General features: G+C 38.7%; 18 protein-coding genes. 9 read left to right on the forward strand and 9 right to left on the reverse strand.

Features of this window, described 5'->3' with window-relative positions:
• The first annotated feature begins 1 nt into the window (after position 1).
• From Q2T41_RS03150 to Q2T41_RS03190, 9 genes are all read left to right on the forward strand, one after another.
• Positions 2-1,360, forward strand: a complete 1,359-nt coding sequence (locus tag Q2T41_RS03150; RefSeq protein ID WP_304434915.1) for a glucuronyl esterase domain-containing protein — start codon at positions 2-4, stop codon at positions 1,358-1,360.
• Between the two features lie 31 nt (positions 1,361-1,391).
• Positions 1,392-3,140 (forward strand): glycoside hydrolase family 43 protein, encoded by a 1,749-nt coding sequence (locus tag Q2T41_RS03155; RefSeq protein ID WP_304434916.1) that lies wholly within the window; start codon positions 1,392-1,394, stop codon positions 3,138-3,140.
• A 63-nt stretch (positions 3,141-3,203) separates the two neighbouring features.
• A complete protein-coding gene (locus Q2T41_RS03160) occupies positions 3,204-4,094 on the forward strand; it encodes an alpha/beta hydrolase (protein ID WP_304434917.1) in 891 nt (296 codons plus the stop codon).
• Positions 4,095-4,113: 19 nt separating this feature from the next.
• On the forward strand, positions 4,114-5,265 hold the full coding sequence (locus Q2T41_RS03165) for an alpha/beta hydrolase-fold protein (protein ID WP_304434918.1): 1,152 nt from the start codon (positions 4,114-4,116) through the stop codon (positions 5,263-5,265).
• 5 nt (positions 5,266-5,270) lie between these two features.
• Entirely contained in the window at positions 5,271-6,350 is a 1,080-nt protein-coding gene (locus Q2T41_RS03170) for an esterase (RefSeq protein WP_304434919.1), read from the forward strand.
• A 7-nt stretch (positions 6,351-6,357) separates the two neighbouring features.
• Complete coding sequence (locus tag Q2T41_RS03175) at positions 6,358-7,623, forward strand: family 8 glycosyl hydrolase (RefSeq protein ID WP_304434920.1); 1,266 nt, start codon at positions 6,358-6,360, stop codon at positions 7,621-7,623.
• Between the two features lie 9 nt (positions 7,624-7,632).
• Positions 7,633-8,001, forward strand: a complete 369-nt coding sequence (locus Q2T41_RS03180) for a hypothetical protein (RefSeq protein WP_304434921.1) — start codon at positions 7,633-7,635, stop codon at positions 7,999-8,001.
• Positions 8,002-8,025: 24 nt separating this feature from the next.
• Positions 8,026-10,725: an alpha/beta hydrolase-fold protein gene (locus Q2T41_RS03185; RefSeq protein ID WP_304434922.1), complete on the forward strand. Its 2,700-nt coding sequence runs from the start codon at positions 8,026-8,028 to the stop codon at positions 10,723-10,725.
• Positions 10,726-10,794: 69 nt separating this feature from the next.
• Complete coding sequence (locus Q2T41_RS03190; RefSeq protein ID WP_304434923.1) at positions 10,795-12,726, forward strand: SMP-30/gluconolactonase/LRE family protein; 1,932 nt, start codon at positions 10,795-10,797, stop codon at positions 12,724-12,726.
• A 289-nt stretch (positions 12,727-13,015) separates the two neighbouring features.
• Here the strand turns inward: Q2T41_RS03190 and Q2T41_RS03195 are convergent, their stop codons facing one another.
• The 9 genes from Q2T41_RS03195 to Q2T41_RS03235 form a co-directional block, all read right to left on the reverse strand.
• Positions 13,016-14,206, reverse strand: a complete 1,191-nt coding sequence (locus Q2T41_RS03195) for a fumarylacetoacetate hydrolase family protein (RefSeq protein WP_304434924.1) — start codon at positions 14,204-14,206, stop codon at positions 13,016-13,018.
• A gap of 174 nt (positions 14,207-14,380) precedes the next feature.
• Positions 14,381-15,604 (reverse strand): cupin domain-containing protein, encoded by a 1,224-nt coding sequence (locus Q2T41_RS03200; RefSeq protein ID WP_304434925.1) that lies wholly within the window; start codon positions 15,602-15,604, stop codon positions 14,381-14,383.
• Between the two features lie 60 nt (positions 15,605-15,664).
• Positions 15,665-16,150, reverse strand: a complete 486-nt coding sequence (locus tag Q2T41_RS03205) for an outer membrane protein assembly factor BamB family protein (RefSeq protein ID WP_304434926.1) — start codon at positions 16,148-16,150, stop codon at positions 15,665-15,667.
• Between the two features lie 71 nt (positions 16,151-16,221).
• Positions 16,222-17,850 (reverse strand): c-type cytochrome, encoded by a 1,629-nt coding sequence (locus Q2T41_RS03210; RefSeq protein WP_304434927.1) that lies wholly within the window; start codon positions 17,848-17,850, stop codon positions 16,222-16,224.
• A gap of 106 nt (positions 17,851-17,956) precedes the next feature.
• Positions 17,957-18,892 carry an RraA family protein gene (locus Q2T41_RS03215; protein ID WP_304434928.1) on the reverse strand — a complete coding sequence of 312 codons (936 nt, stop codon included), beginning with the start codon at positions 18,890-18,892 and terminating at the stop codon, positions 17,957-17,959.
• Positions 18,893-18,919: 27 nt separating this feature from the next.
• Positions 18,920-20,200: a mandelate racemase/muconate lactonizing enzyme family protein gene (locus Q2T41_RS03220; RefSeq protein WP_304434929.1), complete on the reverse strand. Its 1,281-nt coding sequence runs from the start codon at positions 20,198-20,200 to the stop codon at positions 18,920-18,922.
• Positions 20,201-20,240: 40 nt separating this feature from the next.
• A complete protein-coding gene (locus Q2T41_RS03225) occupies positions 20,241-21,347 on the reverse strand; it encodes a bile acid:sodium symporter family protein (RefSeq protein ID WP_304434930.1) in 1,107 nt (368 codons plus the stop codon).
• Positions 21,348-21,358: 11 nt separating this feature from the next.
• Positions 21,359-21,790 (reverse strand): nuclear transport factor 2 family protein, encoded by a 432-nt coding sequence (locus Q2T41_RS03230; RefSeq protein WP_304434931.1) that lies wholly within the window; start codon positions 21,788-21,790, stop codon positions 21,359-21,361.
• 211 nt (positions 21,791-22,001) lie between these two features.
• The gene (locus Q2T41_RS03235; RefSeq protein WP_304434932.1) at positions 22,002-23,564 is read right to left on the reverse strand and encodes a SusD/RagB family nutrient-binding outer membrane lipoprotein; all 1,563 of its coding nucleotides are present in this window, start codon (positions 23,562-23,564) and stop codon (positions 22,002-22,004) included.
• Positions 23,565-23,566 lie beyond the last annotated feature (2 nt).

Genomic DNA, 23,566 nt, shown 5'->3' on the forward strand with positions numbered 1-23,566 from the left:
TATGAAAAAACTACTTTACTTTTTTATTTTTTTGAGCGCTACCCTATTAAGTGCGCAAAACAATACAATGTCAAGGGACAGTATAGCCAAATACACCCAACTAGATTTTGCCCAAATGAAGGAGCAATTGGGCATCACCATTCCTAATCGTACTGGACCTTCCGGTAATCCTTCGGATGCTAATGCGGCTAATACAGACGAGAACAAAGTTGGTTCCTATTCCCTTCCAGACCCATTAATTACTTCGAATGGTACTCAAGTTTTAACAGAACAAACTTGGTGGGATATCAGAAGACCGGAAATAGTAGCACAATTTGAAAAGGTGATGTACGGTCGTGTACCCGATAATATTCCTCATGTAAGTTGGACTATCATGTCTGAAAAAGATACTACTGCCGGTCCGTATCCGGTTACGGAAACCTTACTACTGGGCAAGGTAGAAAATTCCGACTTCCCAAATATTGAAGTCAACATAGAGTTAGTAATAGGCCTCCCGAAAGACACAAAAGAAGCGGTGCCTTTGGTTACCCGTTTTGGCTTTATCAAATCGCCTTTTGGTCCTCCGCCTGCAGAGCCCAACAGTTATTTTATGTCCTCCTATGAACCTTTATGGAAACAACAACTGATCTCACAAAAATGGGGTTATGCCATATTGGTACCTTCATCTATTCAAGCGGATAACGGTGCGGGGTTAACCTCAGGGATAATAGGTCTGATCAATAAAGGAGAACATAGAAATCCAGAAGATTGGGGAGTGCTCCGTGCTTGGGCCTGGGGAGCAGAAAGAGCCATGGACTACTATGAAACTAATCCAAAAATCGATGCCTCAAAAATTGGTATTGAAGGAACTTCTCGCTATGGTAAGGCGGCCTTGGTTACCATGGCCTTTGACCCAAGGTTTTCTTTGGGCTTCATTGGTAGCTCAGGAGCTGGAGGCGCATCCTTGTTACGAAGGAATTTTGGTGAGATGTTAGAAAATTTGGCTTCTAGTGGAGAGTACCACTGGTTTGCAGGTAATTTCATTAAATACGCTAGCACGCTCACGGTAAATGACTTGCCCGTTGATGCCCATGAACTTATCGCATTATGTGCACCTAGACCTGTTTTTATAAGTGTAGGGTCACCGCATATCGAAGGAAATTGGGTGGATGGTAAAGGAATGTTCCTAGCAGGAGTGAAAGCCGGGCCTGTTTATAAATTATTGAATAAAAATGGACTTTCCACAAACACCTATCCTACTATGGGAAATGCATATACCGATGGTGAAATAGCTTTTAGACAACATGCGGGAGGGCATAGCACAGGTCCTAATTGGAGTACATGGATTGCTTGGGCACATAATTACTGGACAGATAAATAAGAATCAATACAACTATTTGAATACATAAAAAATGAGAAAAAAAAATTCACTTTTAGCAATGGCCGTTATATCGCTGTTTGCAATGGTAAGTTTTACAGTCGCAGAATACAGTTCGTATCCTCCTAAAAAAAATAAACCCATTTTTACTAAAGTCATCTATGAAGGTAATGATGAGGTCTACAACGAATATACTTTGGAGAACGATGAATTTTTCAACCCTATTTTGCAAGGTTGTTATCCTGACCCTGCCATTACTCGTAAGGGAGATGATTATTATATGGTTTGCTCCTCTTTTGCAATGTTTCCTGGAGTACCCATTTTCCACTCAAAAGACTTAGTCAACTGGACTGATTTAGGCGGTGTTTTAGATGACATTACTGAATTCAACCCTCATGATACTGGTATTAGTCAGGGTGTTTATGCTCCTGGCATAACGTACAACCCTCATAATGATACTTTTTATATGATTGTTACGGCTTTTTCCGGTGGACTAGGAAATATCATCGTAAAAACAAAAGATCCTATGAAAGGTTGGGTCAGTCCCATTAAGCTAGATTTTGGTGGTATTGACCCCTCTATCTTCTTTGATGAAGACGGCAAAGGATATATTGTTCACAATGATGCCCCGGATGAAGGCAAAGAATTGTACAACGGACATAGGGTCATTAAAATATGGGAATATGATATCGAGAACGATCAAGTGATTGCCGGTACGGATAAAATCATCATAGATGGTGGTGTGGATATTACTGAAAAACCTATTTGGATAGAAGCTCCACATATCTATAAAAAAGACGGAAGTTATTATCTAATGTGTGCCGAAGGAGGAACCGGAGATTGGCACAGTGAGGTGATTTTTAAAAGTGATAGCCCAAAAGGACCTTACATTCCCGCTCCAAGGAATCCTATTTTGACCCAACGCTATTTTCCAAAAGAAAGAGAAAATAAGGTAGACTGGGCCGGGCACGCCGATTTGGTCCAAGGTCCGGATGACGAATATTACGGCGTATTCCTGGCCATTAGACCCAATGAAGAAAATCGTGTAAATACAGGACGGGAGACCTTCATTCTTCCTGTAGATTGGTCAGGTGAATTTCCAGTATTTGAAAATGGTTTGGTACCTATGGAGCCAAAACTTAAAATGCCGGAAGGGGTCACCAATAAAACCGGTCAAAATGGCTTTTTACCCAATGGAAACTTTACGTATGAGGAAGATTTTTCTTCGGATAAGCTAGATTTTAGATGGATCGGTTTACGGGGAACACGAGAAGCCTTCATCAAGCAAACCAAGAAAGGTTTGGAAATTACTCCTTATAGCACCAACATCAAAGAACGAAAACCTACCTCAACGCTATTTCATCGCCAACAGCATAAAAACTTTTCATTTTCCACTACGTTGAACTATCAACCAAAATCGGAAAAAGATTTGGCCGGAGTTACAGCTTATCAAAATGAAAATTCAAATTACGTTTTTGGGGTAACCAAAAAAGACAAGGACTACTATGTGGTTCTTGAAAAAAACTATAAGCCGAACATACAGGCCGAATTGAAATCTGAAATACTGGCAGCGCAAAAAATTAACTGGAACAATTCCATTAATTTGAAAATTGTTGCCAATGGCGATAAATATGAGTTCCAATTCGCATTGAACGGAGCAGATTTTAAGACTTTGGGAGGTACCGTATCTGGCGACATCTTATCTACTGATGTAGCGGGAGGTTTTACCGGATGTTTACTAGGGCTCTATGCTACTACTGCAAATGATGCCTCGCCTAAATAGAAAAACAAAAGACTTTTTGTGGTTAAAAAACCAAAAAAACAGAGGTGAAATTAAAAAGCTAATATGAAAAAAAATATTTTTTACCATATAGTTTTATTCTTGTTATCATTTTCCGCTATAAATGCTCAGGAAATAATAAATCTATATTCTTCAGAAATTCCAAATTCAAAACCATCGGAAATAAAAGAATCTGGAGAAGGCATGTATCGAGATGTTACCAATCCAACATTAGAGTATTTTAAACCAAATCCAGAAAAAGCCAATGGAACTGCTATCATTCTTGTGCCGGGAGGTGGTTATAGCGTTGTTATTTACCAAGGTGAAGGTGTGGGCAATGCCAAATCTTTGGCTGAACAGGGTATTGCCGCATTTGTATTGAAATATCGCTTGCCTAATGATGACATTATGGAAGACCGAAAAATTGGTCCGCTTCAAGATGCCCAACAAGCGATTAAATTGGTGCGTGAAAATGCTGAAAAATGGGGCATTGATGCTTCCAGAATTGGTATTATGGGCTTTTCTGCTGGTGGACATCTAGCCTCTTCTGCAGCAACACATTTTGAAACATCTTATATTGATAATCCAAATAATACCAGTTTAAGGCCCGATTTTCAAATTTTGGTATATCCCGTAATCAGCATGACTTCTGATTTAACCCATGGCGGTTCACGTGATGCGCTTATTGGAAAAACACCCTCAGAAGATGATGTAACGTTATTTTCAAACGAACAACAAGTAAAAGAAAATACGCCTCCTGCCTATTTAACACATACTGCCGATGACACTATGGTAGATGTAGATAACAGCATTTCTTATTTTGAAAGTTTAAGACACCATAAAGTAGATGCTGAAATGCATATTTACCCCAAAGGCGGGCATGGATTTATATTTAGACATCAAGGATGGATGGACCCATTGTTTGCATGGCTAAAGCGAAATGATTGGATGAATTAAACTAACTATATAAGTAACTATGAGAACCAAACAATTATTAATCTTCACCTTTATGTTCGCGTTGGCATTTACTATACAAGCGCAACCTCCAAGAGGTCCATTTGTGCATTCGCCACAGGTACATGATGACAAAACCGTCACTTTTGAGTACTTGGCCCCAAATGCTGAAAAAGTTATATTAAGCGGTCAATTTTTAAATGGCGGACCTGTTGAAATGACCAAAGGCGATCAAGGTATTTGGCGTGTTACCGTTGGTCCAATACAACCAGATATATATTCATATAACTTTATTGTAGATGGTACTTCTGTAATGGACCCGGGAAATGTTGATTATTTCCCTAATGAACGTTTTAAAGGTAGTATTCTATTGGTGCCAGGCGATGAACCACGAATGTATGAGTTGAGGGATGTGCCCCACGGTGCTGTAACTTACGAATATTACCCTTCCTTAGAAGGCTCTACGGGTTCCGTGGTAGTTTACACGCCACCTGGGTATGATGATTATCCTGATAAAAGTTACCCTGTATTTTATTTAATAAGCGGTACTACCGATACAGAAGAAACCTTTTATAAAGTTGGCAGAACCAATTTTATTTTAGATAATCTTATTGCAGAGGGTCTTGCCGAACCTATGATAGTTGTAATGCCTTATGGAAATGTAGCTGCAAGAATTGCTGAACAAACCGGCGATGTAAAACCACAAGACCCACCTCGCGATAGTGAAGCTTCAAACGCAAGAATGAAACAGATAGAGAACGATTTGATTAAAAATATCATCCCCTACATTGAATCTAATTACAGAGCAATTAAAGATAGAGAGAGCAGAGCCATTGCCGGTTTTTCAAGAGGTGGCGGACAAACACTAAGAATAGCTTATGGCAATATGGACACCTTTGCTTGGGTTTGCTCCTATGCTGCTTCATCTTCCCCAGAGGATATGCATACCGATTTTGTTTCCGTAAGTAGCAACCCAGAACAAACCAATAAAATGCTAAAATTGAATTGGGTGAGTGTTGGTAATTCAGATTTCATGTATAGACCAGTAATGGATTATATGAAGTATATGGATGAGCATAATATCAAGTTTCAAGGACTTGTCACTTCTGGCGGTCATACTTGGATGAACGTAAAGAAATTTGTAACCGAATCTGCTCAATTACTTTTTAAATAATCATCATGAAAAAAATTATACATACAGCCTTCATACTATTGATTTCGTTTCAAATGGTGAACGCCCAGAGAGCCCCTAGGTTAAGTTCTCCTGATGTTGATAAAAACAACAATGTTACCTTTAGGTATTTTGCCCCTAATGCTAAAGAGGTTTTGTTAAGTACCGAAATTGTTGCTGAACAAATTGCCATGAAAAAAGATGAGCAAGGTGTATGGACAACAACCATCAAAAAAGTCACTCCAGATATTTATCCGTATAGCTATAAAGTTGACGGTATAGAAGTGGCAGACCCTAACAACACTTACGTTTTTGCCAACGAGCGTTTTAAAAGAAGTATTGTAGATATTCCGGGGAATAAACCTTTGGCACACTCCCTTAGAGATGTTCCACATGGTAAAGTGACTTACCGATACTATGATTCTAAAACATTAGAAACTACACGGAGAGTATTGGTTTATACGCCTCCTGGTTTCGATATGCAGGATAAAACGAAAAAATATCCTGTACTTTATTTAATTCATGGTGGTTCGGACACTGAAGAAACTTGGACTAAAGTTGGAAAAGCTAATTTAATCGCAGATAACTTAATTGCCGATGGCAAAGCAACTCCTATGCTAATTGTAATGCCTTACGGGAATGTTCGTCCGGCGCCCTTGTCAGATTTCACTAAAGATGTGATGAATGATATCATTCCTTTTATTGAAAGTAATTACCCTGTTTATACTGACACTGAAAAAAGAGCTATTGCAGGATTTTCTGTTGGTGGAGGGCAAACATTGAATATCGGTTTAACAAATACGGATAAGTTCTCATATATTTTCTCTTTTGCGCCTTACACAGCTACCCAAGAGTTCACTCAAAATTTCACCAATTGGAACCCCGATACCAAAAAAATAAATGAGCAATTAAAACTGTTCACCATCAGTATAGGAAAAGACGATTTTCTCTATGAAAGTGTTCAAGGCAATTTAGCCATGTTTAAAGAAAAGAAAATTAATGTGGAACCTATTTTTGTTTCGGGCGGCCATACTTGGATGAACTGTAAATTATATCTAACACAATCTCTTCAACGGGTTTTTAAATAATTATAAAATGGGTAATCTTATAGAATTGAAAATTATGAGAAAAAGTACCTTACTGGTTTTTATGGTTTTAGTAGCTTACTTAACTAATGCCCAAAATTCCAACAACTTTAAAAATGTGAAATACAAAAATCTCTTCCAAGAGTATGGCTATAAAAAGAAAGACATTAATAAAAAATTGTCAAAAGCCTATTATGATGTTTTTGAAGGCCCAAATCGTGTGTATTTTCAAGTTGGGGATTCTATGGGCTATGTTTCAGATATTAAAAACAAAGATGTTAGAACCGAAGGCATGTCTTATGGTATGATGATTGCCGTTCAGTTGGATAAAAAAGATGTTTTTGACAAATTATGGCGTTTTTCCAAATCTTACTTGCAACATCAAAGTGGCCCAAGAGAGGGGTATTTTGCATGGAGTTTCAACCCGGAAACCATGAAGCAAAATTCACCTGGTTCTGCATCTGATGGCGAATTTTATTATGTAACAAGCTTGTTATTTGCATCCAATAAATGGGGAAATAAAACTGGCATTGATTATTACAAAGAAGCCAAACGAATTTTAGATGCCATGTGGAGTAAAGATGGTACGGGTAATATATACAACCTCATCAACACAGAGCATAGACAAATAACTTTTGTACCAGAAGGCAATAATTATAACTGGACAGACCCTTCTTATCATTTGCCAGCATTTTATGAAATATGGGCTGCTTATGCCAAAGATGGGCATGAAGAATTTTATATGGCTTGTGCAGATACCTCACGCGTTTTTTTACACAGAGCAACACACCCAGTAACAGGTCTTAATTCTGACTATACTGAATTTAGTGGCAAACCGCACCCTACACGTTGGATGCCACCAGGTTTTCGCTACGATTCTTGGCGTGTTCCAATGAATATAGCTATGGATTATGTTTGGACAGGTAAGGATGCAGAATGGAAAAAAGACTATGCAACCCGTTTTCAAAATTTCTTAAGATCAAAAGGATTAGATACTTATGACGACCAGTTTAATTTAGATGGTACCAAACCAGATTTTATACTTCAAGCAGGTCCAGAAAAAAAACTTAGACATTCTATTGGCCTAGTTTCTACCGCTGCAACAACAGCACTAATAAAAAACGATAAAGGCAGTAAGGACTTTATTGATGCCATTTGGAATGCTAAATTAGAACCTTATGAAGATGGTTATTTTGACCCATATTATGACGGATTGCTCTATCTATTTAGTCTAATGCACTTGAGTGGAAATTATCAAATAATTACGCCCAATTAAATATATAGAATGAAAAAATATGTTTTAACTGCCATAATTAATTTCATAGCTCCTTCTGAAGGTTTTGCGGAAGAAAATGACGTAATAGCTAAAACAAACATTACTGGACATGAGCACCCAACAATTTTACCCAATTATCGTGTCGATTTTCAGATAGATGCGTCCAAAGCCAAAAGTTTACAAGTTGTTTTAGGTAGCACATACATTATGTTGATAGCTATAATTTCATTTATAAAAAGTAACTATTCTGTTCATTCAAACTCTGAAAATTTGTCCATGTTTAAAGAAAAAAAATGTAAAGCCTTTTATAGTTTCTGGTGGCCTTTCTTAGATGATTTGCAAACCATATTTAGCAAATTCCCTACAACAATTGTTTAAAAAAATAAGTATAAATAAAACCATATGAAAAAACTAATTCGCTTACAGCTATATACCTTCCTTTTTTTGGTAGTAAATTCATTGTATTCCCAAAATTCCAACTTCCATATATATTTAAGCTTTGGTCAATCGAATATGGAAGGAAACGCTAAAATTGAAGCACAAGACACCGTGAATGTCAATGAACGTTTTAAAGTGCTACAGTGTGTAGACTGTCCAGACCTTAATAGAGAAATGGGTAAATGGTACACCGCAGTGCCTCCCCTTAGTCGTTGTAATACCGGATTGACGCCAACCGACTATTTTGGTAGGGCAATGGTCGAAAAATTACCGGATAGCATAACAATTGGGGTAATCAATGTCGCCGTTGGCGGATGTAAAATAGAACTGTTTGATAAAGATAAGACCAAAGAATATCTGTCTACAGCCCCGGATTGGTTAAAAAACATGGCCAAAGAGTACGATAACAATCCGTATCAACGCTTGGTAGATATAGCCAAAGTGGCTCAAAAAGATGGTGTAATCAAAGGTATTTTGTTGCATCAAGGTGAATCAAACACAGGTGATTCGTTGTGGCCCAAAAAGGTGAAAGTTGTTTATGATAACCTAATTAAAGATTTAGGTTTGAACGCCAAAGAAACCCCTTTGTTTGCGGGTGAAGTGGTGCATGCCGATCAAGGTGGGATTTGCGGAAGCATGAATGCTATTATTGCCACCTTGCCAGGGACCATACCCAATGCCCATATTGTATCCTCTAAAGGTGTTCCGGATGCTAAGGACAACCTTCATTTTAATGCTGAGGGATACCGAATTTTAGGAAAAAGATATGCGACCAAGGTGCTTAATTTAATGAGAAACAGGGCGAATGACCCTGTAATGACCAAGCACGCCCCAATAGGTTTTGATGTGCCAAAAGAACAAATCAAAAAAGGAAAAATCGATAGTATAACTTATAAGTCTAAAACTGTGGGTACCACAAGAAAAGCTTTAGTGTACACCCCACCAGGTTTCAATAAAGCTAAAAGATATCCTGTGTTGTATCTGCTTCATGGTATCGGGGGAGATGAAAAAGAGTGGTTTACCCAAGGTACGCCGCAAGTTATACTTGACAATCTATATGCCGAAGGTAAATTAGAGCCCATGATAGTGATTCTGCCCAATGGCAGGGCAATGAAGAACGACAGGGCCGAAGGCAATATCTTCTCAGGCGATAAAATAGCGGCTTTTACCAATTTTGAAAAGGATTTGCTAAACGATCTTATTCCGTTTGTAGAAAAGAATTTTAAAGTTTATAAGGATAGGGAGCAAAGGGCTTTGGCCGGCCTATCCATGGGCGGTGGTCAAACATTGAACTTTGGCCTTACCAACCTGGATAAATTTGCTTGGATAGGCGGATTTTCTTCTGCGCCCAATACTATGGCTCCTGAGAAATTATTGACAGACCCTACCAAGGCCAAAAAACAAATAAAACTGCTTTGGATTTCTTGCGGAGACGAAGACGACCTTATGCCTTTCAGTAAAAGAACAAGCGATTATTTTAGAGACAATCAAGTGCCCCATGTTTTTTATATAGAACCGGGAGGGCACGACTTTGAAGTATGGAAAAACGATCTGTACATGTTCTCACAATTACTTTTTAAACCGGTGGATAAAGACAAATTTGATAAATACAGTGTATTGGGCACACCTGCTAGTACAAATATCAGAAGGTCGCAATACCCTCAAATATTGCCCGATAGCAGGGTCGTTTTCAAGACCAAGGCACCAAATGCCAAGACCGTTCAGATTGATTTGGGCCAAAAGTATGATATGGACTTTGACGAAGAAGGGTATTGGTCGGTAACCACTGACTCCATTGGTGAAGGATTTCATTATTATTCGTTGGTCGTAGATGGTGTTGCCTTGGCAGACCCGGCAAGCGAATCGTTTTATGGTATGGGACGTATGGCCAGCGGCATTGAAATTCCTTTTAGAGGAGATGATTATTACGCCAAGACCAATGTACCTCATGGCGATTTAAGGGTCAACGAATATTTTTCACAAGCTACACAGTCTTGGCGCCAAATGTATGTGTACACCCCACCCGGTTATGATAAGACAAAAGAATCGTATCCTGTATTGTACCTTTTGCATGGGGGCGGCGAAGACCAGCGAGGTTGGGCGCAACAAGGCAAGACCAATTTTATAATGGACAATCTTATTGCGGCTAACAAAGCAAAACCCATGATTATTGCCATGCTAGATGGTAACGTACCCAGTTCAGGATTTAATAGTGATGGCTTTGTGGCATTTGAAAATGAACTTTTAAAAGGAGCTATTCCGTTTGTAGAAAGCAAATATAGGGTTAAGACAGATGCCAAGAACAGGGCCTTGGCCGGGTTATCTATGGGAGGCCTACAGACCTTACATGCAGGGGTTCACCATACCGATAAATTTGCTCATTTAGGGGTATTTAGTTCGGGTTGGTTCGCTAATAACGACGAGCTTTCTAAACCTCAATATGACTATATGAAAGAGAATGTAGAGAAAATTAACAATAACCTTAGCAATTTTTTCATATCAATGGGCGGTGAGACTGACATAGCTTACCATAATTGCAAGGTAATGATGAAAAAATTTGATGAAATGGGTGTAAAGTATGATTACAGTGAGTACCCCGGTGGACACACATGGCCCGTTTGGCGCCATGACATTTTCAAATTCGCGCAGCTTTTATTTAAGTAATAGGCGCAACTTTTAGGTGTTTTTAATAAAATCATTTTAAATACAGGTAATCACAGAAAATAAAAGAACATGAATCGTATTTCTTATAATTTGAAAGCTGTTTCCATAATACTTATTTTAATTTCAATTTATAGTTGTAATACTACTTCCAGACCAGAATGGGAAGTACGAAATAACGAATTGATAAAGGAATATGGACTCAACGTAAGGGAACTGCCGAACCAACCTTCTACAGGAATAAATCCCAACTTAGATGTGGGTACCGCTAAAAACCTTCAACTTTTGGATAATGTGGAATTATATGATGGTGTCACAGCAAAAATTTTCTGGGGGAAAGAAAATTTAGTAAGCATATTAGAATTAGCGCCAAATATTACGATACCTAATGAAAAATTAACCACGGATAGATTTCTCATTGTCATGGAAGGAACTATTAATCTCAAAAGCAAGGATAACAATCTCAAAATGATTTCCAAAAACCGTGAAGAACCGGATGGCACCCATAGCGGAACTCCCCGGATGGATATTATTTTTCAGAAAAAAGGAAGCGATAGCGAAATTGCAGTTGGTGACAAAGCAGCTAAGGTCATGGAAGTCTATAATCCTATTCGGTTGGATTATTTAGAAAAAATAGGTATTACCGATTTACCATCTGAAATTCAAGAAAGAAGCACCAGCATACAAGCTACCATTGTTCCCAATACTGTTTATGACTTTTATGATATTCAGTTAACCCAAATTAAAAAAGGTGTATTTACAAGACTTGTTTCCGCAGGAAATATGCAGCTCAGTTTTGTGTCGGCAGATCCAAATGCTGAATCCCAAGCACATATTCATCCAGAGGAACAGATTACTCTTTTGTTAAGGGGAAGCCTAACAAAAACGGTTGTGGATAAAAAGCTAAATCTAGAACCAAAAGATATTGCATTTGTACCCGGAAATATGGTACATGCTAACATTGCAGGTGATACAGGCTTTGATGCACTTGAAATTTTTAATCCTATACGTGAAGATTATATTAAGAAGCAGCAAGCGTTACTTGAGAAATATTACCAAATAATTCCAAAAGATGCTCAACTAAAACTACTAATCGACGGTGCAAAGACAAAACCGAATTTGACCTTTAGTGAAGGTCCTAAATGGATGAACGGTAAACTATATTTTTCCAATATGTACTTTGACCAGAATTGGAACGCCGACCCAAAGAAAAGCACTATTGTAGCTATGGAAGCAGACGGAACATATACAAATATTATTGAAGGTAAAATGCAGGCGAACGGTCTATATCCCTATAAAAATGGGAATTTGCTAGTCTGTGATATGATAGGGCATCGCGTTGTTGAAATGACCACCTCTGGAGTAGTGGTACGGGTCATTGCGGATTCCTACAATGGAAAACCTATAGACGGTCCAAACGATATCATTACCGATAGCAAAGGTGGAATTTATTTTACGGATCCGCAATTTACTATGGAAACTGAAAAATTTCAACCTGGAAGGTCGGTATATTACATATCACCAGATAAAAAAGTTATTCGGTTATTAGAACCCAACGAATTTGCCATGCCTAACGGAATTTTACTCTCGCCGGACGGCAAAACGCTTTACATCAATAATTGTTATGATGATGAGACTTGGTATCCCATAAATAGCTCCAAGGAAAATTTTGTTTGGGCTTATGACGTAAACGATGATGGTACCATATTCAATGGAAGAAAATTTGCCGAATTACGCTTAACGGGCAACGTCCTTGATCGTAAAGGCAAATCCTCTAGTGCAGACGGTATGGCAATCGATACCATGGGGAATATTTATGTAGCCACTTATTTAGGAGTACAGATATTTGATAACCAAGGAAACTTTACAGGTGTAATCAACCTTCCTTCATTTCCTGTAAGCTTAGGTTTTGGTGGAGAGGATATGAAAACGCTTTACATCGTCAGTTATGATAAAATTTATGAGATTCCGACCCATATGAAAGGTTACGTAAATTATCTCTAAATAAATACTTTCCGGAACGGATTTGATGAAGTGGCCGAAATTATTGGAAACCTCCATTGGTGTAATCGAAAATGCGGATTATCTATCGGTAGATTAAAAGCGTGATATTCTCCTTAATAACACAGTACGATTTTTTAATTTGGATGCTTCCAAGTTCAAATGAATGGCGTTTTGCTGTAATAAATAAGCCCAACTTCATGTTTTTATAAAAAATAGAGTTGGGCTTTTTAGTTATTGACTTAGGAATTACGTAATTGATTGGTTTGGATGTTTACACCATAAGTATCTCCTATTTTACCCCCATGCGTTCCAAGGTGTAAGTCACGAATGCATTTATACCAAATTCCCATTTAGGAATTTGATTCGTTAAATTCACCCAATTAATTAATTTACCTAGTTTTGGAGAGGAAATAACTACTTCATCGTTAATTTTATGGGTGAAACCCATTCCCTCTTCACCCCTGTCCAAGGTTGGTGCGAACATAGTACCACAGAAAAGTACAAACCCATCTGGATATTGATGATTGTCACTCAAGACTTGGTTTACAAGTTCCTCCGGTGATCTGCTTATTTCACCCATATCACTAGAGTCCTCCAATAAAAATCCATCTTCTCCTGCTATTTTTAGAGATACCTTAGCGGTTTTTAAATCCTCCATCGAAAACGTCTCATCCAACATTCTATACAAAGGCCCTATGGCACAAGAACCGTTCTGATCTTTTGCCTCTCCTAGGAGCAGGGCACTTCTGCCCTCATAATCCCTTAAATTTACGTCATTACCCAAAGTTGCCCCCACAATTTGTCCTTTATTGGTGACTACCAAGACCACTTCAGGTTCAGGGTTATTCCAACTTGAATCATGATGTACGCCGACTTCGGCACCAAAGCCTACAGCTGAAAATGGTTGGGACTTGGTAAAGACTTCAGCATCAGGACCAATTCCCACTTCTAAATATTGGGACCAGATTCCCATCTTCTTCAATTCCTCCTTTAACTTCATTGCATGTTCAGATCCTGGTCTAACATTATGAAGACCTTCACCAATGGTCGAGGTAATTTCGCAACGTATCTGCTTTGCCAATCTAGGGTCTCCTTTGGCCTTTTCCTCAATTACACGTTCCAACAGGCTTTTAATGAAAGTTACACCGCAGGCCTTAATTGCTTGGGAATCGTTTGGGGATAGTAAATAAGGTTTATTCTCATCTCTATTTTGAAAAAGTGAATTATCCAGGATTTCCTCTAATTTTGCTACTTCGGTTATTTTGGAATCCTCTGTATTTAAAACCTTTTTATAATTAGGACTATTAATTAGTTCACTTGTAGAGTTAAAATAGTGAGATAGGTCATAAACCGTTCCCATATGTACCCAGATTACATGTGGGCCAGCTATATTTCGATAGGCTAATTCTTTTGGTATGTGGCATCTTCCTATCCATGTACCTTCATTCGCCATTCCTGGGATTATCTGATTTTTTTCCATGTATTCATTTAATAGTTATTCAATTGTTTAAACTATATCCGAAGCTATTTCCTCACTAAGGAAACTTCTTCCTAATAAGTAATATTGACTGTAATCATTATCAATCTTAAAAATATGAAACCATCTTTAAACCGATATAAAAATCAATCATCGGGCATATCACATTTACTATGGTCATTTATATGGTTTTCGAACATCATCACCCATAACGTCATACCCCCGCCACTTAAATTCTTTGGCTAGACCTGAGGCAGCTGGCCAAGCAATCTGATGTTGCTCACTTGCTACCCACTTTCTACGATTTTCTTCAGTATCGAAAGATATCTGTATCTGGTAATTGAATGTGGTAGGTTCCGCTTGAATTTCCTTCGCCAAATCATTCTTAAATAATCGAAGTAATTTTGAGTTAAGATATCCATCTTGCACGACCATGGCCGGCACATAGATAGAATAATACATTTTTTCAAAAGCAACTGCATTTTCCTTATCCACCACAAAATCCATCTGCAAGGTCATCGCCTTAGGTTTCTCAAAAGGCTTAACGATTGCAGATCCACTATCATTTGATGCCGCAATGCCTACGACCAAAATTTCAAGATTATCGTTACCTGTACTGGTCCATGAAATTTTTTCCCCTAAACCTGCATAAAAGGAATCGTCTTTTTTAACTATGGTCGACTCTGAACCCACAGTTACATTACCGCCTCCATTCATCACATAGTACACTTCTTCAACACCCTCTAATTGCCGCTTTTCAGTTTTGCTGCCAGAAGGAACAACCAAATGGTCCACATGATGCCAATCTGTTCGAAATACATCCGGTCTTAAAATACGGTTAAATAGAACTCCTTGTCCTTTGTAAACCACGTTATTTGGCTTTAGTTGATTTTTATCCAATCTAGAGGCTACAAACGTTGGAATTTCATCCGTCTTAGAACCAACAAGATCATCATTCAAGTCAAAAGCATCTCCCTGTGCCTTAACTTCACTTACAGCAAAATTTAACCATCTAAGCGGTTTACCCGAAGTATTATAAATTCCGTGAGAATCACCAAGCTTACAAGGAACCAAGGCTGGACCTTTAATTTTCGATGTTCTTCCATTAATGGTAAACTCTGCCTCCCCATTAAGAATAACATACATTTCTTCAATGGTGTGGTGAAAATGATGGCCAATTCCCGATTTAGGCTGAATTACACCCGAGTGTAAATACAAGAAATTAGTGGCCATATCGTTGCTTCCGATTAGCTGTGTAAACCCCATTTTACCGGCTCCGGCATGTACCCCACTCAATTCACGGTATGTAGAAGGGTCATTGTGGACGACCCTATCATTCAAGTTTTGCGCAATGGAGATGTTGCCCATTAGACCGCACAAAAAAATTAGGATTGGTTTCATAATAGTGTACAATATTTTGTTCGATTCAAAAATTATAATTTGGAACTCTTGCTAAAAAAACTACTTCTTATCCGGAATTCCATATACCACATATCCCTTGGCAATTGCTCCTGGTTTCTTTGAATGGTCATAACTATCTTTTCTAAAATTGGAAGTGGCATTAATTACCAAATATTCCTTTCCATTCAAAGTAAACATGCTAGGTTGGGCATTGGTCTCATTGCTCAATGTAGTCTCCCAGAGCACACTTCCATCTTCGCTGTCCAGAGCATAAACCCTTCCACCTTTAGCCGTCACAAATACGATTCCAGTAGAAGTAATGACCATTCCCTTTCGCTGCGTTCCGTTGGGTGCTCCTTTGCTTTCATCACCTTGCACGTATAGTGAATCTACTCCAATAGGTCTTCTCCATTTTATAGTTCCATTGTTAAGGTCATAAGCTAGAATTGAAGACCAAGGTGGGTCTATAAGACCAGGCCAATCCAAGCCATAATCCGTAGTGTATCTGGCTTCTGGATGCTTAACACCTTCTGGATATTTCTCCATTGGAGCTCCACGTTGTGCATCAGGCGGAATTATTACCCCTCCCGAAGCTACAACAGGGCCATCTACAGGTGCTACCTCCTCATTGCCGCGTCTAAAATTCCTGCGTTCTGGATCACCCCCAGAAATTGGAACAAGGCTTTTAAAGAAGCTTCATCTACATGGACTAAACCAGGCATTACCCCCTTTCCATTTATAACCGTATTCCTAAATTCAGAATAAAACATGTGATGTCCAATGTTTTTTAAGGAAGGGCCTGCCCCACCCTCCATATTTGGACCGTGGCAGGATATGCACGAAGAACTATACAAAGATTTTACCTTATCCACATCATTTAACGTAAGCTCTTTATTAATTGGTTCTACCTTACTCAATCTATAGGTGGAAGCATATTCTTGAGTCTGAATGTACATTATCCCATTTTCGGGGTCTGCCGCAGTATTACCATAATTTGCGCCCCCTAAAGCCCCTGGCATCATTATAGTTTCATATTGGTCTGAAGGTGGTACATACAACCCGGTTTTAGCAGAATCTAATCGTTGTAGCCAATCATGCCTGAGACTATCCGAAAAGAAAGGATTCAAATTTTCTTTCGTTACCTCGTGTCTTGTAAAACTTGGTAGTGATGTTATGGGCTGTGTTGGCCAAGATTCTTCCCCTGGCATTTGGCTTTTAGGAAATGGTTTTTCCTCAATGGGAAATAATGATTCACCGGTTACACGGTCGAACACAAAAACAAAACCATGTTTGGTAGCGATGGCCACGGCGTCCACTTTCTTACCATCCTTATCTACGGTTAATAATTGAGGCGCCGGTGAAAGGTCATAATCCCAAAGATCGTGATGAACGGTTTGGTAATGCCAAATTCTTTCGCCCGTTCGGGCATTTACGGCGACTAGGGAATTAGCAAACAGGTTACTTCCCAACCGATCGGCGCCGTAATAATCGTAAGTAGGCGATCCAATGGGTAAATAAGCGATTCCACGTTCGGAATCTACCGAAATTTCACTCCAAACATTGGCACCGCCAACATATTTATAAGCATCCTTGGGCCAAGTATCATAGCCGTATTCCCCGGGGTGAGGTATGGTATGAAAGGTCCATTCCAATGTGCCCGTTACCACATTGTAAGCCCTTATATGACCTGGAGGAGAAAAATAAGCTTCCCCAGGTGCAGAACCTAATATTAAAAGGTCATCATAGATTACCCCCGGCATCATGGATTGTATTCTAGTTACCGATGTAGGATCACGATCCAATCCTTCCCTAAGGTCAACATATCCCTCTGTTCCAAAATCTAAAATTGATTTTCCCGTATCCGCATTTATTGCCTGAATGGAATTATTAAGGGTAAATAGTAGTCTTTTGTCTTTTTTGTCTTCGCTTTCCCAATAGTTGATTCCCCTTCTTGTAATGCCTGGCAGATCTGTGTGTATCCAAAGCTCTTCTCCAGTCCTGGCATGAATAGCGATTAGGGAACTATTCTTTCCCAATACATACATGGTACTGTCCACAATAATTGGGCTGAAAAAATAAAATCGATCATCACCCGATGGATAGCTCCACAGCATTTGCATTTCTGACACGTTGGACTTTGTAATGCTAGGAGATTCAAAAAATTTTGATTGGTCCGGGCTACCACCGTAATGGGACCAGGTAGTATGTTCTAATCTCTTCTCCGTTTCAGTTTCGCACCCAATCATTATACTGGCTATAGCAAGCGTGATAAGGACTAATCGATAGAAATAAGACCATTTATTTTTTATCATTGTAATGAATAAAATAATAGCTCATCCAGCTAAAATTGTTTTACCAAGTTCTTTTCTTTAATATTTCCTCAATTTGTTCTTTGGATACCGGAAGGTCATCAATATGCTCGTTAAGCCATTTGCTGAAATCCTTTTCAATTTCCTCGGCCCAACGCGTATCAATTTGTCCTGCAGTATAGACACCTTCCTTAATCCGAAGATGACCGAACATATCTCGCAAACGAACAACTTCTGATGTTGTGGCCACTTTCTCCGCCAAATGTGGTGGAATAAATGTCACTACACCCATTTTACCTAAAACAACATCCCCAGGCATTACAGTTACCGTTCTAATTCTAGTGGGTTGATTAATACCTACCAGCATAGTATTCAAGTCTCCTGGAGGATTATGGTGTGATGCATCGTAACTGGTATAGAAGGAAGTGAAACCTCCAATTTCCATCAACCCTTCAACATCTCTAAGTGCTCCGTCGTATACAATTCCATTACCAGTTTTAGCAAATATTGCATTACCTACATTATCTCCAATAGTAGGCCCATCCTTATCAGCACCAAATTGATCGGCCACGTAAACATCGCCCTTCACCAAAATATCTACAGGCCAAGTATTCTGTCCACGCTTTCCTGCTGCTTTTCCACGGTCATCTATGGCTTTCCACACATCTGGACGGCCTGGCATAAATGTTGCCGTAACGGCACGACCTACCAAAACGCTATCCGCATTAATCAATTTCCAATCTTCAGCAATTTGATACCGGTATCCTTCATTTTTCATCACGGCCCAGGCCTCCTCAACACTTACAGATTTCATCCTTTCTAAAAGATCATCGGAAACTTTTGGCCTTCCGTCTTCATAACGCTCTCCCGTCCATTGCGGAGTTAAAAAAATAAGTTCTTCCTTACTGATCTGTTGCCCCATAACCTGGATTGCCAGACCGACAAGAACCATTAGGGGCAAATACTTTTTGCGTAACATAATTGTCTCTATTTAAATTGTTATCAATTATTCAAAAAACGGTATACCTTCCGGTGCGTATTTTCTCATCGCATCCTCATTGATATCCACTCCAATACCCGGTTTATCTGAAACTTTAACGAAACTATCTTTAACCCAATCTCCTTCATCATACGTAACTATTTCCTTGAACATTGGATCTGTGTGGAAATAGGATTGCCATTCCATTAAATGAAAATTAGGTACCGAGGCGCATACATGTGCACAAGCCATTGCTCCTAAAAACGAAGCAACCATATGTGGAGAAAAAGGAACATAATAAAGGTTCGCTAGGTTGGCAATACGTTGACCTTCTCCAAGACCACCACATTTTTGGAGGTCTGGCATTATTATATCTACACCATTATCCAACAACTGTTTAAAACCGTGCCCTAAATATACATTTTCACCTGCCGAGATTGGTGTACTTGTTTCTTCTGCAAGCGTTTTGAAGGCATCAAAATTTTCTGCAGGAATTGGCTCCTCTAACCAAGTAAGGTTTAAATCCTCGACTTTCTTTGCAATAGTTTGGGCTGTTACATGATCATAGCGTCCGTGCATATCCACACATAAATCTATTTTTGGCCCGACTGCTTCTCTAACGGCAGCAAGTTGATCATACATTCTTATAATTTCGCCAGGACTAGCTGTCCAATTATACCTATCATACTTATCAGGATCGCTTGCATAATCTAAATCAAATTTAAGTGCATTGAAACCCCAGTTTTTAATAGCATCTTTTGCCGCTGTTGCAAAGTCATCTGGTGATGGGAAACGAACACGGTATAGTGCGGTATCACAATACACCCTTACCTTATCCCTAAATTTGCCTCCAAGTAATTTATAAACCGGTAAGTCCAAAGCTTTACCCGCCAAATCCCATAAAGCAGTTTCTATTGCCGAAAGAACGGCGACGTAAGTACCCGACTGCCCACCACCGAAATGACCTGCACGACGAATATCTTCAAATATTTTATGGACATTAAACGGACTTTGATCTTTTAAGAAAAAACCCATTTTTTTGACCAAATGGTAAGTACCGGGAACGGCATCTACGCCCTCTCCGCAACCATAGATTCCTTGGTTGGTGTGTATTTTTACAAACAGGCCGCTTCCGCGACGAATAAAACCACATTTTACATCTGTAATCTTTAAGTCCGAGGGGGCAGAAAGTTTCGGGTTTTTGTCAATAGCCGTTACATATTCACTACCATAAGTATTTGAAACCATACCCAATCCGGCACCGGCCATTAGTGATTTTGATATAAAAGATCTCCTTGAATTTTTCATACTTTAAAATGTTTGTTTATATATGTTTTTGTTACTGATTTTAATTGGCTGAAATAGGTTCTGGAGTTTTCTCTGTAGGTTTTCCATGCCAATAAGAAGCTATAATTGAACCGGTTATATTCATTAAAGGTCCAAAAACGGCAGGTGCCAAGCCCATTGTAGCTATTTTGCCAAGACTGTTGGCAATACCAGAAGCCAGACCCGCATTCTGCATACCAACTTCAATAGCAATAGTCCTAGAGTCTTCTTCAGACATTTTAAACAGTTTTGCATACCAGTATCCCAATAAATAGCCGAAAAAGTTATGTACAAGTACAAGAAGCATGAGAATTCCACCTATTTCCAACAGGCTATCCCTTCCAGCTGCCGTAATAATTGTAATAATTAGTCCAATGGCAAGCATAGAAATTAAGGGCATAGCCTTATCCAACCACTTAACACTATTACCAAAAATTTTATTAAAAACAAGCCCCGCACCGATAGGTATAATTATCATTTTTATGATACTCCACATCATAGCCAAAACATCAATCTCAATAAATTCTCCCGCAAACACTTTCATCATAAGTGGTGTAAGGAACGGCGCTAATAACGTAGCAATAGAGGTTATAGTTATGGAAAGGGCCACATTGGCTTTTGCCAAAAACGCCATAACGTTCGATGCCACACCACTTGGCGAACAACCAATAAGGACTATACCAGCGGCAATTTCCGGTGGGAAATTGCTTAACTGTGCCAAGCAATAACCAACTATAGGCATTACTATCAATTGGGCAGAAACTCCTATAAAAACTCCCTTAGGCGATTGAAATACAGCACCAAAATCTTTGATGCTCATTGTTGTTCCCATCCCGAACATGATAATTTGTATCAATGGAATGATTAAAACCGTGTATTTAAAATCTCCAAAATTGGTAAAATAGGAAGGATAATATAAAGCAGCAGTAACCCCTGCAAAAATCATGGTTGTAAATATTAGTCCTTTCATTTTTTCATAGCCATTGAAACCAAATGCCAATAAACCAAAGAAACCAAGAATAAAAAGTCCGGCTTTGTCTATCTTCCCTGTAACTATCATACCGATAACAACTAGAAATATAAGGCTAGCCAAGCCTAACGAAACTGAATAAATATTTAATTTTCCCAAAAGTAAAAGTATTATAGTTTAAATGCCTGTCTTGCCAATAATTTCCAATTACCATTACCCTTTTGAAATATTAAAAGACACCCAATGTTCACCTTGGCCGGCATACCGTTGTTAATGCCCTCACCATTAAAAACATGGCGCACGATACCTACGTCGTCAACTATAGATATCGTTTGATCTATAGGAGTAATTGAAGTAAACTGAAATGAACCATTCAAGACCCCGTCAACGTATTCAGATTTGTTTTCAATCTTACCGTTAGAGTGACCATAGCTCAATTTTTCTAAAGTCAAATCTTCCAGTACATCTTTGTCTTTTACCACCATTGCAGTATAAATTTCCTTAACCTTACTTTCAATTTTGGCTATTTCATTCTTATTATTTTGAGCCATTAAATTTGTTGAACTGCATGCAACAGAAACTAATAAAAGGCATAATGACATGTTTATCAATATTTTTCTCAACTTCAAATTACTATTCATATTTACCATACAAGATGTTTTAATAATTTCCCTTCCTAAAAAAGTAAGGCGGGGAACTCCCTTTTTTAGGAGTTCTCCTGCCAAACTCAGACTAACTCAAACCACTTACTTAGTTTTTTCATTAAAATCAGAATCTCTCTTTTTTATTAGAAACAAACCCTTAACCTGAAAATTAATTATCCCAAAAAACCCTGGAAACTAAGTTATCGCCTCCTATAGCACTAACTGCAGCGATATAGCTATCAGAATTTGCCGATCCTTCTCTATCAGGATATGTCATTCTATGAACAAAACCATCACCTCCATTTGCCAATAGATTATCGTTAAAATCATTACGTTCTAAATCTGGAAAACCACTTCTTCTAACATTTGCGAATGCTTCGGTACCATTACGGTAATTGGCCAACCAATACTGAATATTTATAAGTTCCAAAGCATTGGAAGCATTAAAGGCAACTTCAAGTTGGGCTAAATAAGCATCTATGTCAGATGTTGGTATGGGCTGCGTATTGGGATATAACGAATATATATCCATATTGGCTCTAATACCTTCTTCATAGTAAGTTTGGGCATCTCCTGCGATCCAGCCTCTCAAGGCGGCTTCTGCCAGCAATAAAGATGTTTGTCCATAGGTTACATAAAATGCCGGTGCTGCCGGAGAGGCCGCAGCGAAAACATTAACTTGACTATAGTCAAGACCTGTACCCTTTGGCCCTCTGTACCCAAGGGACGTGTCGGATAATTCCAAATCAGAAACACCAATTGGAACGCCAAATTGATCATCCAAATCCGTATTTGGATTCGTTTCATTTGCCACTGCCCCTGGATCTTCAAATTTGGCTATCATATACTTACCTCTTGGATCATTAGTTTCCTTTAGTTGATTTACCAATGGTTCTGTTGCATAGTTAAAAAAAGAAAAATCTCTTAATACTGCATTATCAACCCAAGTATAAACGTTCCCATCATATTTGATATATGCATTATCGTCATTTGATGTCATAACTCCTCCTGTAAAAGCCTCTGAAACTATAGATTCCGCTGTTGATGGGTCTACTTTTGAATAACGCATACCTAATCTTAACAATAGTGAGTTGCCTAATTTTCTCCATTTAGCAACTTGTTCGGTAGCTGAACTAGTGGGAATTTCGCTATTGCTTCCATAAAAAAGATCATCAGAAACAAATTCACCGGCTGGGTTCAACCCTGCCAATCCAGCGGTTATTTCATTATAAAGATCTGCGTAAATTGCTGCGTCGTCGTCATAAGCAGGAAAATAAGTTATATCACTAACCGCCTTACCAGCTTCAAAATAAGGTACATCACCATAGGTATCAACAACTCCCATGAAAACCTGCGCTTTCCAAATACGAATCATACTCAATAAGTTTATTCGATTTGTATCCTCCCCCAATAATGTCATTGCTTGGGTCAAGTTCCTTATTACAGAGGGGTAAGAATCATTCCATTTGGGATTGTTTACCCCATCAATATCCTCATTAAAATTAAAACCCAAGGTAGCTCCTTGATTGTAGGGAATTACAAAGTGTTGTACAATGGTATGTTCCGCTGCCCAAGTTCCTAAATGGCTTCTCTGTGCTCCAGCAAATAAAAGTGCTGGGTCTACCTCATTAACAGCATATGGATTGGTGTTCACTTCCACAAAATCCTTGTCGCACCCTTGAAAAATAAGGCAGACTAAAACTATGGATAATATGTATTGTATAGTTTTCATGG

It is taken from the genome of Maribacter confluentis, assembly GCF_030505015.1.
Classification (GTDB): Bacteria; Bacteroidota; Bacteroidia; order Flavobacteriales; family Flavobacteriaceae; genus Maribacter; species Maribacter sedimenticola.

What these genes read in the sequence shown, in the direction of transcription:
- Q2T41_RS03170 (WP_304434919.1), top strand. Translation starts at nt 5,271, where the DNA reads ATGAAAAAAATTATACATACAGCCTTCATACTATTGATTTCGTTTCAA.
- Q2T41_RS03175 (WP_304434920.1), top strand. Translation starts at nt 6,358, where the DNA reads ATGGGTAATCTTATAGAATTGAAAATTATGAGAAAAAGTACCTTACTG.
- Q2T41_RS03165 (WP_304434918.1), top strand. Translation starts at nt 4,114, where the DNA reads ATGAGAACCAAACAATTATTAATCTTCACCTTTATGTTCGCGTTGGCA.
- Q2T41_RS03200 (WP_304434925.1), bottom strand. Translation starts at nt 15,604, where the DNA reads ATGAAACCAATCCTAATTTTTTTGTGCGGTCTAATGGGCAACATCTCC.
- Q2T41_RS03230 (WP_304434931.1), bottom strand. Translation starts at nt 21,790, where the DNA reads ATGTCATTATGCCTTTTATTAGTTTCTGTTGCATGCAGTTCAACAAAT.
- Q2T41_RS03215 (WP_304434928.1), bottom strand. Translation starts at nt 18,892, where the DNA reads ATGTTACGCAAAAAGTATTTGCCCCTAATGGTTCTTGTCGGTCTGGCA.
- Q2T41_RS03185 (WP_304434922.1), top strand. Translation starts at nt 8,026, where the DNA reads ATGAAAAAACTAATTCGCTTACAGCTATATACCTTCCTTTTTTTGGTA.
- Q2T41_RS03205 (WP_304434926.1), bottom strand. Translation starts at nt 16,150, where the DNA reads ATGGAGAAATATCCAGAAGGTGTTAAGCATCCAGAAGCCAGATACACT.
- Q2T41_RS03210 (WP_304434927.1), bottom strand. Translation starts at nt 17,850, where the DNA reads ATGATTGGGTGCGAAACTGAAACGGAGAAGAGATTAGAACATACTACC.
- Q2T41_RS03190 (WP_304434923.1), top strand. Translation starts at nt 10,795, where the DNA reads ATGAATCGTATTTCTTATAATTTGAAAGCTGTTTCCATAATACTTATT.
- Q2T41_RS03160 (WP_304434917.1), top strand. Translation starts at nt 3,204, where the DNA reads ATGAAAAAAAATATTTTTTACCATATAGTTTTATTCTTGTTATCATTT.
- Q2T41_RS03195 (WP_304434924.1), bottom strand. Translation starts at nt 14,206, where the DNA reads ATGGAAAAAAATCAGATAATCCCAGGAATGGCGAATGAAGGTACATGG.
- Q2T41_RS03155 (WP_304434916.1), top strand. Translation starts at nt 1,392, where the DNA reads ATGAGAAAAAAAAATTCACTTTTAGCAATGGCCGTTATATCGCTGTTT.
- Q2T41_RS03150 (WP_304434915.1), top strand. Translation starts at nt 2, where the DNA reads ATGAAAAAACTACTTTACTTTTTTATTTTTTTGAGCGCTACCCTATTA.
- Q2T41_RS03220 (WP_304434929.1), bottom strand. Translation starts at nt 20,200, where the DNA reads ATGAAAAATTCAAGGAGATCTTTTATATCAAAATCACTAATGGCCGGT.
- Q2T41_RS03235 (WP_304434932.1), bottom strand. Translation starts at nt 23,564, where the DNA reads ATGAAAACTATACAATACATATTATCCATAGTTTTAGTCTGCCTTATT.
- Q2T41_RS03180 (WP_304434921.1), top strand. Translation starts at nt 7,633, where the DNA reads ATGAAAAAATATGTTTTAACTGCCATAATTAATTTCATAGCTCCTTCT.